Origin of the sequence: Paenibacillus sp. F411 (assembly GCF_017582705.1) — a bacterium.
In the GTDB taxonomy this organism is placed as follows: domain Bacteria; phylum Bacillota; class Bacilli; order Paenibacillales; family Paenibacillaceae; genus Paenibacillus_AQ; species Paenibacillus_AQ algicola.
This window is the reverse complement of sequence record NZ_JAGFIP010000017.1, coordinates 110,468-127,500: the sequence shown is the minus strand read 5'-3', so window position 1 is coordinate 127,500 and position 17,033 is coordinate 110,468. Positions and strand designations below refer to the sequence as shown.

8 protein-coding genes are annotated in these 17,033 nt (G+C 58.1%); all 8 read left to right on the top strand.

Translation table 11 applies throughout. The features are described 5' to 3' along the window. Positions 1-5,390: non-ribosomal peptide synthetase (locus JJQ72_RS16665; protein ID WP_208204360.1), on the top strand; the 5,390-nt coding region annotated here is incomplete at its 5' end. A gap of 19 nt (positions 5,391-5,409) precedes the next feature. Continuing rightward, on the top strand, positions 5,410-8,568 hold the full coding sequence (locus JJQ72_RS16660; protein ID WP_208204359.1) for a type I polyketide synthase: 3,159 nt from the start codon (positions 5,410-5,412) through the stop codon (positions 8,566-8,568). Continuing rightward, positions 8,565-9,083: a GNAT family N-acetyltransferase gene (locus JJQ72_RS16655; RefSeq protein ID WP_208204358.1), complete on the top strand. Its 519-nt coding sequence runs from the start codon at positions 8,565-8,567 to the stop codon at positions 9,081-9,083. The genes JJQ72_RS16660 and JJQ72_RS16655 overlap by 4 nt, the downstream gene beginning before the upstream one ends. A 72-nt stretch (positions 9,084-9,155) precedes the next feature. After that, on the top strand, positions 9,156-13,199 hold the full coding sequence (locus JJQ72_RS16650; protein WP_208204357.1) for a non-ribosomal peptide synthetase: 4,044 nt from the start codon (positions 9,156-9,158) through the stop codon (positions 13,197-13,199). Positions 13,200-13,211: 12 nt separating this feature from the next. After that, entirely contained in the window at positions 13,212-13,742 is a 531-nt protein-coding gene (locus JJQ72_RS16645) for a sterol desaturase family protein (RefSeq protein WP_208204366.1), read from the top strand. 30 nt (positions 13,743-13,772) lie between these two features. After that, positions 13,773-15,011, top strand: coding sequence for an LLM class flavin-dependent oxidoreductase (locus tag JJQ72_RS16640; protein WP_208204356.1), 1,239 nt, complete (start codon positions 13,773-13,775; stop codon positions 15,009-15,011). Between the two features lie 34 nt (positions 15,012-15,045). Next, positions 15,046-16,344 (top strand): MFS transporter, encoded by a 1,299-nt coding sequence (locus JJQ72_RS16635; protein ID WP_208204355.1) that lies wholly within the window; start codon positions 15,046-15,048, stop codon positions 16,342-16,344. Next, the gene (locus JJQ72_RS16630) at positions 16,334-17,014 is read left to right on the top strand and encodes an MBL fold metallo-hydrolase (RefSeq protein WP_138227054.1); all 681 of its coding nucleotides are present in this window, start codon (positions 16,334-16,336) and stop codon (positions 17,012-17,014) included. Before JJQ72_RS16635 ends, JJQ72_RS16630 begins: the two co-directional genes overlap by 11 nt. The last annotated feature ends 19 nt before the right edge of the window (positions 17,015-17,033 follow it).

The window sequence follows — 17,033 nt, the reverse complement described above, 5'->3', positions numbered from 1 at the left end:
GCCGGAGCCTGCCGGACCCGGGAGTCTGGAAGGCACCGGGAGCAGACTATGTCGCTCCACGAACCCCGCTGGAGCAGGGCATGGCTGAAGTGTGGGCCGAGGTGCTGGGGGTGGACCGGGTCGGGGTTCACGATCACTTTTTTGAATTGGGAGGTCATTCGTTATCCGCGATGAGCCTGCTAAGCCGCATGAAGAGTAAGCTAGGGCGTGAGTGGACACTGGCTGAGCTGTTTGACCTGCCGACCATTGCCGGATTGACATCGCAGCAGACAGAAGAAGCGGCACCGAGCCTTGCGCCTATTCCGGCAGCAGCGGAGCGAGCGTACTACCCGCTGTCCCCCGCCCAGAAAAGATTGTATGTGCTCCATGAGCTGGAGCCGGAATCTACGCGGTATAACATGCCTCTTATGCTGGAGTTGTCCGGGACTCTGGATCTGGACCGCTTTACACATGCCTGGGAGCAGCTGGCGGAACGTCATGAAAGTCTGAGAACCTCCTTCCGCATGGTAAACAATGAGCCGTTTCAGCATATTGAGCCCACCGTAGAGCTGGAGCTAAAGCTGCTGCAGGGGGTTACAGAGATGGAAGCAAAGCGCCTGATCTCCTCCTGGATTCAGCCATTCGATATCCAGCGTGCCCCGCTGTTTCGGGTATCGGCGATCGAGCTGGATCACGGGCAAAGCCGCATTTTGTTTGATATGCATCACATCATCTCGGACGGGGTATCCGTGTCTCAGCTGACTCATGAGTTCATGAGAGCTTATGAACAACAGCCGCTTACGCCGCTGCGTTTGCAATATAAGGATTACACAATGTGGTACCTTGAGCAGCTGGATACCCCTGCAATGAAGGCCAGTGAGGCCTTCTGGCTGGATCATCTCCGCGGGTATGAATACAGCCAAGGCAGGAGGAGCGACACCGTCTCAGCATCGTTAAACTCATTAACGAATAACGGACTAAATAATTCAAATAACAATTTATTAACGACATTAACAAAAGCTTCACATACCCACACCGGAGAAGTCCGGAGTATAAACGTATCTGCCGAAATCACAGCGGGTCTCCGTGAGCTGGCTTCACGCACCCGCAGCACCTTGTTTATGGTATTCCTGAGCGCCTGCACTGCGTGGCTGTCTGCATGTACATCGCGGGAGGAGGTCGTAGTGGGCACGGTTGCCGCAAACCGAAACCACCCCGACACGAATAATGTCATCGGCATGTTCGCCAACACGCTGCCTTTGCGCAGCAGGGTAGACCGGCGTTTGACCGCCCTTCAATACCTGGAGCAGGTTCGCTGCATGACCATCGAGGCATTGAAGCACGCGGCGTATCCTTTTGAGGAGATGGTCCGCAAGCTTCCCGTTAAACGAGGTCCGGGCCAGAATCCGCTGTTTGATACCTTGTTCGTCATGCAAAACACAGCATCTGAGGAGCTTCACCTGGACGGACAGCCGCTACGACAGTGCAGACTGGAGCAAGGCATCGCCAAATTTCATCTGACGGTAGAGGCCGTAGAGGTGAAGGATGGATTCACTCTTTACATGGAGTACAACACTGCTGCCTTCAGCGCAGAAGCCGTGGAAGACATGGGTGAGCAGCTGCTGCAGCGGCTGCAGCTCCTGGCCTGGCAGCCGCAGCTCACCCTGCAGGAGCTGGATGAGCTATGTGCTTCGGGGAAGGGATATCCTCCTGCAGGGCCTAGCCTTGGGACAGCGCCGGCTTTCTCTGCAGCAAAGATTGACTCTGATCGGTCCAGCTCTAGCCCGCAGTCTGCGGGTCCCCTGGAATCACCGGCTCCCCGGACGTCCACGGAGAAGGAAATCGCAGAGATTTGGCAGGAGGTGTTGAGAACAGCTCCAATCGGAATTCATGATGATTTTTTCGACATAGGGGGACATTCAATTCTGGCAGCGCAAGTGGCATCTCGGATCCGGTCGGCCTTTGAGATTCAATTTCCGCTTCGCACCCTGTTTGAGCATCCTACAGTCTATGGCATTGCGACATTGCTTGAGAAGTCCCGGCAAATCGCTCCGGAAACGATCTTCTCCGCAAACGCTGCTGACGCTCCTGTAATGGCAAGAGTAACTCGGGAGGGAGGAGTGCCGCTATCCTTTGCACAGCAGCGCCTGTGGTTTCTGGACCGGCTGTCGCCGGGAAGCGCGGCATATAACATTTTCGGTGCTGTCAGCATGAGCGGACCACTGGATAAAGCCTGCTTGGCCCGTGCCCTGGAGCGGCTGATTGCGCGTCACGAAGCCTTAAGGACAACCTTTCATCTGGAAGGTGAGCCGATTCAGCGCGTATCGGCAGCCTCCTCCTTCACGCTCCGAATAAAGGATTTGCAGTCAGGGTCTATGGAGCAGCGCCAAGCTGAAGCCGAGCGGCTGGCGGCACAGGAAATGGCTCAGTCCTTTGATCTGGAGCGCGGACCGCTGTTATCCGTGCTGCTGCTCCAGCTGAAGGAGCAGGAATATCATCTGCTCATCACGATGCATCACATCATTTCCGACGCTTGGTCGATTGGCATTTTCGTTCGCGAGCTGGGCCAGCTGTACCGGGAAGCCCGATATCATCTGCCGCCGGGCCTGTCCGAGCTGAAAGTACAGTATGCCGATTATGCGGCTTGGCAAAATGAGGCGATCAGCCAGGAAGAATGGACTCGTCAGCAGAGCTACTGGATGAGGCAGCTGGGCGGGGAGTTACCCGTACTGGAGCTGCCGGCAGACTATCCAAGGCCGGAGCGGCCGGGCTACCGCGGAGGGCGGGTGAAGCAGCGGGTTGCACCGCAGGTGCAGCAGCAGCTTCAGGAGCTGTGCCGCACGGGACAGGCTACGCTGTTCATGGCACTGCTGTCTGCCTTTGCCGTGCTCTTGAAGCGGCTGAGCCAGCAGGAGGATTTCGTCATCGGCTCGCCGATTGCGGGACGGAGCCAGGCCGAGACCGAGCCGCTGATTGGCTGCTTCCTGAATACGCTCGCGCTGCGGCTGGACGTTTCGGGCGACCCAACCTTCACCCAGCTGCTTCGCCGAACCAGGGCTGTATGTCTGGACGCGTACAGCCATCAGGATATTCCGTTTGAAAAGCTGGTGGAGCTGGTGCAGCCGGAGCGGCATATCAGCCGCAACCCGATCTTTGACGTCATGATTAATCATGTGAATACGCCAGGGTATGAGGCGGAATTGATGGAGATGCAGATATCACCTCTGGAGCTCGGTGAGCCACAGGCCAAATTTGCACTCACCCTCTATATTCATGAACGTGATGACGGGCTGGAGCTGGAATTCGTGTATCAGAAGGACCTGTACAGTGCTGCTCGAATGCAGGAGCTGGCCGCCCAGTATGTGCATCTGCTGAGCCAGCTGTCCGTGAACCCGGAAGCGGTCATCTCCTCTTGTTCACTGGTTACCCCGCGGAGCCTCTCGCTGCTGCCAAATCCCGCGGAGCCTTTGGAAGAGCCAAGATTTCCGGCAGTTACGGAGCTGCTGGAGGCGGTCATCGCCCGTCAGCCGGCATCACCTGCCATCTCGCACAGACAGGGACAGTGGACTTACGGAGAGCTGGGAGAAGCGGTGGAGAAGCTGGCCGCAAGGCTTCTGGAGGAAGGGCTGCAGCGGGGAGAAGCCGTCGCTCTGACCGGCCGGCGAAGCTTCGGACTGGTTGCAGCCATGTTAGGTGTTATGAAGGCGGGAGGGGTTCTGCTGACCCTCGGCCCCGGCACATTGCCGGAGCGTGGCAAGGGCATGCTGGCTCTGGCGGGCGCACGCCGATGGATAGATGTCGGCAGCGAAGACCGTGAAGAGCGGTGGCTTCGGGAGGAGGCATGGACCCATCTGTACCTCCTGCAAGAAAACGGCATCCTGGCAGCGGCTGAAGGAGCCCCTGCATCTGTACCGCCGGGAGCAGCATCCCCAGAGGTCTGGCCGACGCTGCAGCCGGACGACCCGGCTTACATCTTCTTCACTTCAGGCACGACGGGCCGTCCCAAAGGGATTCTCGGCTGTCATAAAGGCCTGTCTCATTTCCTGACCTGGCAACGGGGGACGTTTGGCATCGGTCCCGGAGACCGAGCCGCGCAGCTGACCGGGCTTGCCTTTGACGTCGTGCTGCGGGATATCCTCACGCCGCTGATCTCAGGGGCAGTGCTCTGCCTGCCGGATGAGGAGAGAGATGTGTCTGCGGCAGCCATCCTGCCCTGGATGGACAAGAACCGGATCACGATTCTGCATACCGTCCCGTCCTTGGCGCAATCCTGGCTGGGACAAGGGCAGTCTCGCCCGCTGACTGCGCTCAGAGCTGTGTTTTTTGCCGGGGAGCCGTTGCCGGGCTTTCTGATCCGGGACTGGCGGGACGCTTTCGGCAGCTCCGCCGAAATCATCAACCTGTACGGTCCGACAGAAACGACACTTGCGAAGTGCTTTTACCGCGTTCCGGCACAAGGCAGTCTGCCGCCGGTTCAGCCGGTCGGCTCTCCGCTCCCTCAGACGCAGCTGCTCGTGCTAGGTCCTGACCGCAGGCTGTGCGGCATTGGAGAAATGGGGGAGCTCGTCATCCGCACGCCATTCAGGACGCTGGGCTACCTGAGCGCGGAAGATCAGGAGCAAGGGCGGTTCGCAAGCAGCCCGTTCACTCAGGAGGAGCAGGACCTGCTGTATTTCAGTGGAGATCTGGGACATTATTTGCCGGATGGGAGCCTTCAGATTGCAGGCCGGCGTGATGATCAGGTGAAGATCCGGGGCATGCGCGTGGAGCTCGGCGAGATCCAGAGCGTCCTCGCCGGGTACGAAGGGGTGCAGGAGGTGGCGATCGCCGCGTGCCCTGCTCCTGACGGCGGCAAAAGGCTCGCAGCGTACTACGTATCCGCACCGGAAGGCGTATCGCTAGCAGAGCTGCGCTCCTACGCCCGAAGCCGGCTGCCAGGCTATATGGTGCCTGGCGCCTTCATTCCGCTGGAAGAGCTGCCGCTCACGCCGAACGGCAAGATCGACCGCGCCCGGCTGCCTGATCCTGCTGAAGCTTTTGACCGCAATGCCTCTGCCTTAAGCTATAGCGCGCCGCAAGATAGTCTTGAGCAAATGCTGGAGGGCATCTGGTGCCGGCTGCTGGGCGTGGAGCGGGTGGGAAGATATGATAACTTTTTTGATCTTGGCGGCCATTCATTGCTGCTGCTTCAAGCTAAGACACAGCTGTCTGACGCGCTGGGCAGAGATATCCCGGTCGTGGAGCTGTTTCAATATCCAACGCTTTCTTCGCTGGCAGCACATCTGAAGCAAGGCAGTGAGCCGGCTGCAGCAACCGGCGAAGTCCACCGCCATCGGGCGGACATGCGGCAGCAGTCGCTGGAGCAGCGCCGTCAGGCAAGGCTCAAAGGCGGCCGTCATCGCAATACCTAATACGTGGAGGTGTGTGTCCATGCAGGAAATGAACGGAACCGAAATTGCTGTTGTCGGCATGAACTGCCGTTTTCCGGGGGCTTCCAATGTGGAAGCATTCTGGAGCAATCTGGTGGAGGGAACAGAGAGCATTGTTTTTTTCAGTGATGAAGAGCTGGAGCAGGCAGGCGTTAAAAAAGACGTCTACAAGCGCCCCAATTATGTTCGGGCGGGGTCGATCATTGAGGATACGGATCAGTTTGATGCGGCATTCTTCGGCATGACACCTAGAGAGGCGGAAATTCTGGACCCGCAGCAGCGGCTGTTTCTGGAGAAGGGCTGGGAGGCGCTGGAGCTTGCCGGATATACGCCGGAGAAATACAGCGGACGCATCGGTGTCTTCGCCGGCGTCTTCAGTAGCAGCTACCTGTTTCAGCTGTACTCGGAGCCTGGTCTCGTGGATTCGGTGGGAGAGCTCGCCATCCGGCACGGTAATGAGAAGGATTACTTGGCGACCCGGATGTCCTACAAGCTCAACCTGAAGGGACCGAGCGTCAGTGTACAGACCTCTTGCTCCACCTCGCTCGTGGCCGTCCATTTCGCGGTTCAGAGCCTGCTCGGCGGGGAATGTGACATGGCTTTGGCAGGCGGCGTATCCATTGTGGCCCAGCAAAAGACAGGCTACCTCCACCAGGAAGGGGATGTCCTGGCTTCGGACGGACACTGCCGTCCCTTTGATGTCAAGGCAAGCGGGACGATCTTCGGTAACGGTGTCGGCGTGGTCGTCCTGAAACGTCTGGAGGACGCCCTGCAGGAAGGGGACACCGTGTACGCGGTCATTAAGGGCACCGCGATCAACAATGACGGCTCTGACAAGGTCAGCTTCACGGCGCCGAGCGTCAATGGCCAGGCGGAGGTCATTCTGGACGCACAGGCGATGGCCGGCGTGCTTCCAAGCACGATCGGAATGATCGAGGCCCATGGAACCGGGACGCCGCTGGGAGATCCCATCGAGATTGCGGCGCTGAGCCGCGTATTCCGTATGGACACGGAGCAGAAAGGCTTCTGTGCCATTGGCTCTGTCAAATCCAACATCGGTCATCTGGGCGCCGCATCCGGTGTCGCAGGGCTGATCAAGACGGTGCTTTCACTGCATCATGGGGTGATTCCGCCGAGCCTGCATTTCGAGCAGCCGAACCCGAATATTGATTTTGCGCAAAGCCCGTTTGTTGTAAATACGAAGGCGCGGACCTGGGAGCAGCCAGAAGGCTTCCCTCGCCGCGCAGGTGTCAGCAGCTTCGGCATGGGTGGTACGAACGCCCATGTCGTGCTGGAGGAGAGCCCGGCAGTCAAGGCAGCGGTCGGGGTCGCTCCGGCTGCCGAGCTGCTGGTGTTGTCCGCGCTGAGCGAAGATGCACTGGAGCAGGCCGCGGACCAGCTGCAGCAGCATCTGGAGCAGCACCCTGACCTTTCGCTGGCGGATGTCGCATTTACGCTGCAGGAAGGGCGAAAAGAGTTTCCTTACCGCATGGCCTTCAGTGCCGGCTCTATGGCAGAGACGGCTGAGCTGTTGAAGCAGCGAAGCGGGAAGCTGCATGCGCGTCATGCCGCTGCTCCGAAGCGGCTGGGATTTCTGTTCCCGGGCCAGGGCTCGCAATATATTGGCATGGTTCGCGGGCTGTATGAGAGCGAGCCCGTCTTCCGCGAAGCCGTCGACACCTGCTGTGAGCGGCTGCAGCCGAGGCTGGGCTTGGATCTGAGGACGCTGTGGTGGAATGAACAGGATGCCGATGCAGCCTCCCGGCTGCAGGAAACATCGGTGGCCCAGCCGAGTCTGTTCATTGTTCAGTATGCGATGGCCAAGCAGCTGGAGGCGTGGGGCTTGACCCCGGCATGCATGCTCGGTCACAGCATTGGCGAGTACACCGCGGCTTGTCTTGCCGGAGTCTTCACACTGGAGGATGCACTGGAGCTCGTCGCTGAACGGGGCAGGCTGATGCAGAGCATGCCGCCGGGGGTCATGATGTCAGTGCATTTGCCAGAGTCAAAGACTCGGGAGCATCTCTTCGGCTCCTTGTCGGTCGCTGCCGTGAACGCACCGGAGATTACGGTGGTGGCCGGGAATAAAGAGGATATGGAGCGCCTTCGTGACGAGCTTCGTCAGGAAGGCATTGAAGCCTATCTCCTCCATACGTCTCATGCCTTCCACTCTTCGATGATGGACCCCGTGATCGAGCCCTTTACGGCGACAGTCTCACGCATCACCCTGCATGCTCCGCAGATCCCGTACATATCTAATGTAACGGGGAGCTGGATTCAGCCGGAACAGGTCATGGATCCCGGCTATTGGGGGGAGCATGTAAGGCAGAGCGTCCGGTTTGCAGAAGGCGCAAGCGCCCTGATGTCAGACCCAGGTCTGCTGCTGGTAGAGATTGGACCAAGTCATGTGCTCAGCGGCCTGATGAGTCAGCAGGGGCCGCAGACCCGGACACCGTCCGCCGTTCCGCTCATTCGCCATCCCAAGGATCGCCAGGAGGACCGGGGATTTCTGCTGCAGGCACTTGGCCGACTGTGGTGTGAGGGTGTTGCCGTGAAGTGGAGCGATGTGCATCCGGATCGAATCGCAAGGCGGATTGCGCTTCCGACCTATCCGTTTCAGCGCAAGCGCTACTGGATTGGACAGGGCAGCCTGAGCTTCTTGCAATCCGGGCAGGAGGTCGCGTCTGCAACTGCAGCCGACTCATCCGCGTCCTCTTATCCGACGGACAAAGGCGAAGTGGACAGCGCAACGGGTGTCACGGAGCCGTCGGCACCGGCTGCTGCCGCGGCGCTTGATAAAAGCCCCGAGGGTGTGCTGGAAGAGGTGCGGGGGATCTGGGAGGACCTATTCGGCATTTCTCCGATCGGCCTGGATGATGATTTCTTTACATTGGGCGGCAATTCCATGCTGGCGATTCAGCTGATGACCCGTATCCGCAATGCCTATGATATAGAGCTGCAGCTGGAAAATATGTTCGATGAGCCGACAATCCGCGGCTTGGCCAGACAGGTGATCGAGGCGCTGCCGGATGCAAAGGGGAGTCCAGAGGAGGAAGCAGCAGAGCTGGAGGCGCTGCTGAAGGAGCTGGAAGGACAGTCTCTGGACGACATCCAGAGAGAGCTCGACAAATTGAAGGCGGAAGGAGTCAAGCAGTCATGATCAGCAACCTGCAATGTGTAGAGGTCAAGGAGCTGAGTGCCCCGCTGCTGCAGAGCCTGAGTGAACTGCTCGCAGCTGTCGTGGAGGATGGAGCCTCCGTAGGCTTTATGCCCCCGCTCAGCCTGGCAAGTGCTGAATCCTATTGGAGGAAGGTGCCGGGTGAGGACGTCCTGCTATGGGTGGCCATGGATCAGGAGGTCGTGTGCGGAACGGTCCAGCTGCATTTGTCTATGAAGGAGAATGGACTGCACCGGGCCGAGGTGGCGAAGCTGATGGTGCATCCGGATCATCGGCAAAAAGGCATCGGAAGAGCTTTAATGAAGGCAGCCGAGGCCGGTGCTGTCAGAGAAGGGCGAAGCCTGCTCGTGCTCGACACGCGGCAGGGAGACCCTTCCAATCTGCTGTACCGGTCGGAAGGTTATATCGAGGCGGGTACGATTCCCCGCTTTGCATTATCCAGTCATGGAAGCCTGGACGCGACGGTCTTTTATTACAAGGAAATTTCGAGGAATTAACCTTTGCCGTGAACCACAAAAGCCATGCCAAAACCAATTAGGCGCTGGAGCTCCTATGAAAGGGTGGAAACATTGAAAACTGATATCGTGCTAGAGCGCGTCTCCCGGAAACAGCCGCTGCCGCTCTCGGTGGAGCAGTACAGACTATGGTTTCTCAGCCAGCTGGAACCGTCCAGCATTCATTTCAATATTAATGCGGCTTTCCGCATGCAGGGAGAGCTGGCTGAGGAGCTGTTTGAGCAAAGCCTGAACGGCATTGTTGCCCGCCATGAATCGCTCCGCACGGTTTTCGAGGTCCGGGAAAGTGTGCCGGAGCAAGTCATTAGGGAACGGGTGTTTATTCCGATAGACTTGGTTGATCTGTCCATGCTGCCCAAGGAGGAGCAGGAGGCTCGTGCGGTGGAGCTTATGAATGAAGAGATTCAGAAGCCCTTCTCACTGGAGACCGGCCCGCTTCTGCGGGCTGCCCTGTTCCGTTTGTCGGAGCAGGAACGAATCCTGCTGTTTACGATTCATCATATCGTCGCCGACTTTGGCTCTTTAGGCAAAATCGTGCAGGAGCTGTGTCAGTTTTACACCGCTTATATCGAAGGGCGGGCACCGGAGCTGGCTCCGCTTCCGCTGCATTTTGCAGATTACGCCTACTGGCAGGCTGCGCGGGTCAAGGAGAACGCTTATGAGCGGCAGCTGAGCTATTGGCGGGACAAGCTGGGCGGAGAGCTTCCGGTGCTCAATATGCCGCTGGACCGTCCCCGTCCTCCAGTCATGACTCACGATGGAGAACGCAGGCGCATCACGCTGTCCCGGGAGCTGACCGAAGGCGTCAAACAGCTGAGCCGCAGCTCCGGGGTAACGCTCTTCAATACGCTGCTGGCTGCATATCATGTGCTGCTGTACCGCTACAGCGGACAGGAGGATTTGTGCATCGGGACATCGATCAGCACCCGAAGTCAGCCGGAGCTGCAGGATATGATCGGAATGCTGGTGAACAATCTGGTGCTGCGGATGGATGTATTCGGGAATCCTTCCTTCACAGACGTCCTAAAGCTGTCCCGCAAGACGTGCTTCGCTGCCTTTGCCCATCAGGATGTTCCGTACGAAAAGCTGATCGACGAGCTGCAGAGCGAGCGGGACCGGAGCCGCAATCCATTTTTCCAGACGATGCTTACCTTTTTGCATGCGCCGCCTCTGGATGTTCATGCACTTCCCGGGTTGACCATCCGGCGGTTTGATTTTACGAAGAAGCCCAGTGCGCTGGAGCTTTCCTTCACCATTACAGAGAATGATGGAGTGCTGGAAGCGGTCATGGACTATAACAGTGATCTGTTCCGTGCAGACACCATCGGCCGGATGCTGGAGCATTTCCGTCAGCTGCTGGAAGCTGCGGTGGAGGACCCCGGCCGGGGCATCAACGAGCTGCCAATGCTGTCAGACCGTGAAAGGCACACCATTCTTCAGGAATGGAGCGGGGAGAGTGCCAGAACGGCCCCTCCGGAGGGTACCGTGCAGGAGCTGTTTACCCGCCAGGCTATGCTGACGCCGGACGCCACAGCTCTGATCTACCGGGATCAGTCCCTGACGTACCGCGAGCTGGAGGAGAGGTCAAACCAGCTGGCTCATGCTTTGCTGAACAGAGCAGGCGGAGGTGAAGCTCCCCTGGAACGTGTTGCACTCTGCCTGGAACGGTCCATCGAATGGATTGTGACGCTGCTCGGGGTGATGAAGGCGGGCTGTGCGTATATTCCGCTGGATCCCTCCTATCCGTCGGAACGCCTGGAATATATGCTCCGGCATGCCAGGGCCGATGCTCTTATTGCAGATCAAGGACTGCTTGCCGTCTCCGAGAGGCTTACGGATCAAGGCTGCCGGGTCATTCCGCTCTCCGCTCTATGGGATGAGCTGAGCCTGCAGCCCGTGACTCCTGTCAGCCCTGCGTCGAATTCGGACCTGATGTACATCATGTACACCTCGGGATCCACCGGGAAGCCGAAGGGCGTCATGGTTACCCACCGGAATGTGGCCAGCCACTGCGTCCAGGCTATGTTGAAATTTCAGCTGCAGGCTGGAGACCGTGTCCTCCAGTTCACTTCGGTCGGCTTCGATGTGGCGGTGCAGGAAATATTCCCTGCGCTGCTGTCAGGAGCTGCGCTCGTGCTGTGGAAGGACAAGCATATTGCCGAGGGCGGAGAGTTTCTGGCGTGGCTGGAGAAGGAGAAAGTCAGTGTTCTGAATGTAACAACGGCCCACTGGAGCAATCTCGTCACAGATCTCAAGAACGGAGTGGCGACCATTCCCGGCAGCCTGAAGCTGGTCATCGTCGGGGGAGAGAAGGTGGCTTATGACACCTATCAGGTGTGGAGCCGGATCACTGCGGGGAAGGTGCGCTGGATTAACGATTATGGCCTGACGGAAACGACGATCACGGCCGCGATGTTTGAGCCGCCGGCGGGCTGGACCAGTGACACGGAGCTGATGCCAGTAGGGTGGCCGCTGGGCAATACGACGATATATATCCTGAATGACAGCATGGAGCCGGTGCCGCCGGGCGTGTACGGGGAGCTTTATATTGGGGGAGACGGCATTGCAAAAGGCTATTGGGATCAGGAGGAGCTGAGCAAGGAGCGGTTCATCCCGAGTCCATTCCCTGCAACAAGCGGAGAGAACCTGTTCCGGACGGGGGACCTCGCCCGCTTCTTGCCGGATGGACTTGTGGAATTCATGGGCCGCCGGGACCATCAGATCAAGATACGGGGATTCCGCGTGGAGCCGGGAGAGATTGAGGCGCAGCTGTCACAATATGGAAAGCTGTCGCAATATGTGGTCGTGCCTCGTATGGGACCGGGTGGGGAGTACAGCCTGGCAGCCTACATTGTGCTGAACGAGCCGACGGTGACCGTCGGAGAGCTGCGGCGTTTTCTGCAGAACAGGCTGCCGGAGTACATGGTGCCCTCCTATTATGTGGTGCTGAGTGAGATTCCGCTGACCGTTCATGGCAAGGTGGACACTGCAGCCCTGCCCAAGCCGGAGCGGCATGCCAGAGAGGAACGGGACTACGTGGCACCGAGGACGCCGGCCGAGGCGCGGGCAGCCGACATCTGGGCCGGGGTGCTGGGCATGTCCGCAGTGAGCATCACCGACAGCTTTTTTGAAATCGGGGGCAATTCACTGCTGGCCACCCAGGTGATGTCCCAGGTGAAAGGACAGTGGGGCGGCTCGGCTCCGCTAAGGCTTCTGTTCGAATATCCGGTGCTTGCCGATTGGGCAGAGCAGCTGGACCGGTATATGGCCTCGGAGGGGCAGGGGACAGGGAGCAGGGAAGAGGAAGGCTGTCTGGTCAAAATCCAGCAAAAAGGCGAGAAAACGCCGCTGTTTTTCTTTCATCCGGTCGGCGGCAGCATCAGCTGCTACTTCACACTTTCGCGTCAGCTGGGAAAGGCCCAGCCCTTCTATGCCTTCCAAAGCCATGGCATGATTGGGTCATCAGACGTGCCACAGACCATTGAGGAGATGGCGGAGGCTTATGTCAGCGAGATCCTCTCGGTGCAGCCGAAAGGTCCTTACCGCCTCGGCGGATGGTCCATGGGCGGCTTTATCGCCTACGAGGCAGCACGCAGGCTGAAGGCAGCCGGAGAGGAGGTCGTACAGCTCGCCCTGATTGACAGCGATCTGTCCAAGAGAAGCGATGCCACCGAGGAAATGGTGATGTATCACTTCATCAAACAGCTGGCTGCCGTTCCGGGCCATCATATTTCTGATGATATGCTGCGTTCCTGGCAGGCCCAGAGCCTGGACCGGGAAGAATTATGCGCGGAGCTGCAGGCTCTGGACCTGCTGCCGCCGGGAACACCCGTGGAGGAGCTGAACCGTCTGTTCGCCGTCTATCTGGGCACAGTGCATGCCTTTCAGGCGTATCAGCCCGGACTTACTCCGAAGCTTGACGTGGAGCAGGTGCAGCTGTTCCGCGCTGCGGATTCGCAAGAGCAGGAGGGCGTATGGAGCCGCCTGGTCAGCCATCTCACATTACACCAGGTGCAAGCCGATCATTTCTCTATTGTTCATCACGAGGATCTTGGCCGATGGATTGACATTCCCAAAAATCTGTTACCCCTGGGATAGGAGGGAAGCGTGATGATATTCGTAGGCAAGCTGGTGCTGTATTTCCTGCTGTGGACACTGTACTCCTACACGATGCACGTTCTGGCCCACATTCCGCACAAAAAAAACTTCCTGCATCACATTCACATGGCCCACCACAAATACGACTATGGAGATTCCAAGTGGCCGCCATGGCATGATTTCTTTTTCTGGTTTGGCGGGTGGAAGGAAAGTCTGGATGTGTGGCTGACCTTTACCCTGCCGATTGTCGTGCTGATGTTCTTTGATCCGGTGTATGGCATCATCCTGTTCGCCTTTCATTATATTTATGAAATTTTTCTGTCCCGGAACGTCCTGGACCATAACCCGAATCTGACCGGCAAATTCACGAACATTATTCCCGTCGGCGTGTTTCACCTGAAGCACCACAAGCTGTACAAATGCAACTATTCCTTTTTCATTTCCTTATGGGACTATCTGTTCCGCACCAACGACAGCCACGTCAAAAAGAAGCTGAAGCAGCGGAGACGCAGCCAGGAGACCGTGTACAAGCAAGGCTCGTGATCATAATCTGTGGAAAAGGCGGTTGATTTCATGAACGATCTGGAAAAAAAGCTCTCCTCGCTTTCTCCCGAGCAGCGCAGCATGCTGGAGGCGCGCCTGAAGCAGCGCTCGGCTGCGCCGGACACAGCCGGTGCGGCCGGTGCCGCCGGTGCCGCCGGGGAGAAGGGGATTTCTATCAGTGACAGCCTGCGCCAAAAGGGAATGGGCTTCTCGCTCATCTTCTTCTCCGGCGACGGCTCGACAGACGGTCCTGACAAATATCGCCTGGTACTGGAAAGCGCCAAATTCGCGGATCAGAACGGGTTTCAGGCGATCTGGACCCCGGAGCGTCACTTCCAGGCTGTCGGCGGACTGTATCCCAATCCGTCGGTGCTGAGTGCCGCCTTGGCTACCATTACAGACAACATCCAGCTGCGGGCAGGCAGCGTCGTGCTGCCTCTGCACCATCCGCTGCGGGTCGCGGAGGAGTGGTCGCTGGTGGACAATTTATCCCGGGGCCGGGCGGCCATATCGGTAGCCACGGGCTGGCACCCCGCCGACTTTATATTAAAGCCGGAATATTACGAGAACCGCAAGGAAGTGATGTATGAGCATCTGGAGCTTATCCGGCGGCTGTGGAGAGGCGAGTCGGTGGAATGCAAGGATATTTCGGGCCAGCAGGTAGAGGTGGCGGTGCTGCCGAAGCCGGTGCAGCCAGAGCTTCCCGTCTTCCTGACGGCTTCGGGGAATCCGGCGACCTGGAGTAAGGCTGGAGAGCAGGGCTTTCATGTGCTCTGCTCCATGGCAACACATACACTGGATGCGCTGAAGGAGCGGATTCAACTGTACCGGGAGCAGCGCGCCAAGCATGGACATGATCCCGAAGCCGGCATCGTCTCGGTGATGGTCCACACCTGTGTCGGCGAAAAGGATCAGGAGGTGAAGGAGCAGGTCAGAGGCCCGCTCCGGGATTATTTAGACACCTTTTTAGATCAATATGAGACGCTGAATCCACTGAAGGACGAGCAGTCCGAGGTCGGCAGTATGCTGAGCAGCAGCCGGGACGCGCTGATTACCTTCGCCTTCGAGAAATATTTTCAGATCAGCTCATTAATGGGCTCCAAGGAGAAATGTGCCGCCATGATCGAGAAGCTGCACCGCATCGGAGTCGATGAGGTGGCCTGCCTGCTGGACTTCGGGCTGGAATTTCAGCAGGTGATGGAGGGACTGGAGCATCTGAATGAGTTGAGGTCCTGGTTTACTCCGGCGAAGCTGCAGGTTCCTGTATAGAGCAAGGCATTTCACAAAAAAAGAAGGTGAGAGGATGGAAGTAGAAATCCAGCAGGGAAACAGCAGCATCCATCCGGCGCGTACGGTTTGGGGAGATCATAATTTTTTGAAGCTGTGGACGGGGCAGTCCCTCTCCATGTTTGGCTCCCAGATTACGGCGATGGCTCTTCCGCTGATTGCGGCACTGTCGCTGAAGTCATCACCGCTGCAAATGGGAATTTTACATGCTGTTGAATATGCGCCCTTTCTGCTGTTCGGATTGGTGGCCGGGGTGTGGGTGGATCGGCTTCCGAAGCGGCCGCTGCTGATTGCTGCGGATTTCAGCCGGGCTGCACTGCTCATGAGCATTCCGATTCTGGCATGGGTCGGGCTCCTGAATTTCTTCTATGTATGCCTGGTCGCGTTCGTGGTGGGAGTCTGCACCACCTTTTATTCAATCGGATATCAGTCCATCCTGCCCTACATGCTGAGGAAGGACCTGCTGGTGGATGCCAATGCGAAGATGGAGCTGAGCCGGTCTGCCGCCGGTGTAACCGGACCGGGCTTGTCCGGTCTGCTCGTCCAGTGGCTGAGCGGCGCAGTTGCTATTGTGCTGGATGCCTTCTCATTTCTCATATCGGGCCTGCTAACCTGTAGAGTGCAGGTGGACGAGCCGCCGCGGCAAGTGAAGCAATCGCTCCTTTCAGGCCTTTCGCGGGAGATTGGCGAGGGCATGCGCCTGGTGTTTCAGAATCATTATTTGCGCTCCATTGCCGCTTGCTCGGCTACCTTTAATTTCTTCTATAATATGATCCTCGCCGTCATCATTGTGTACACGACCAGGACACTCGGCTTCAGTCCCGCCGAGATTGGCCTGGTGATGACGCTCGGCTCGCTGGGGGCCGTGCTGAGCGTAGTGTTCAGCGGCCGGCTTGTTGCCCGGTTCGGCCTGGGTCCTGTTATCGCGGGGTCTGCACTGGGACAAGGGCTGGGATTTCTGTTTCTGTTCGGCGCAGCCGGCACGAAAACGGCGGCGTTCCTTATGATCCTCTTGTCCATGTTTATCGTCTCGCTGACGACAACGGTATACAATGTGGCGCAGATCAGCTTCCGGCAATCGATCACTGCGCCGGACATGCTGGGACGGATGAACGCTACAATGCGTTTTGTCGTCTGGGGCGTCATTCCGCTCGGAGCCCTGTCAGGCGGGGCGCTGGGCACCTGGATCGGGCTGTATGAAACGATTTGCGCTGCTGCCTGCGGCGGGGCCCTTTCGTTTCTGTGGATCTGGAGCTCACCCGTTAGAACGGTTCAAGAGGGGAAGCGAGGGGAGGCTGCAAAGGATGAACCGTAACACATATCAGCTTGAAATCCTTCGCGTATGCAGCGGCAGGTATATCAATTACAGCTACCTGATCGTGGACCGCAAGAGCAGGCAGGCGGCGGTCGTAGACCCTGCCTGGCAGCTGGAAGCCATTGAGTCGGCGCTGGAACGCTATGAGGCAGAGCTGAGTACGATTTTGCTGACCCACTCTCACAAGGATCATGTGCATCTCGTGCCGCCGCTGTGCCAGCGATATGCTCCGCACGTATTTATGATGCAGAAGGAGCTGGACTATTATCATTTTAGCGCTCCTTCCCTCTATGGGCTGAAAGACGGCGAGGAGCTGAAGGTAGGGCATACCTCGATCACCGGACTGCTCACACCGGGACATACGGCGGGCGGGGGATGCTACTGGCTGGAGGGGAGCCTGTTTACCGGGGATACCATTTTTACAGAGGGCTGCGGCATGTGTTCGTCGGAAGGCAGTGATCCTGTGGAGATGTATTACAGCGTCAAACGGCTTCAGCAGCTTATGCCGGCAGACACCAGGGTGTATCCGGGACATTCCTTTGGTGAGCGGCCAGGTCAGAGCATGAGCCGCCTGCACGAGATGAATGCTTACTTCCAGATCGCCTCTTTGGAGCATTTTGTATCCTTCCGGATGCGGAAGGGGCAGACCTCATTGATGAGCTTTCACTAATGGCCAGCAGGGTCTTCAG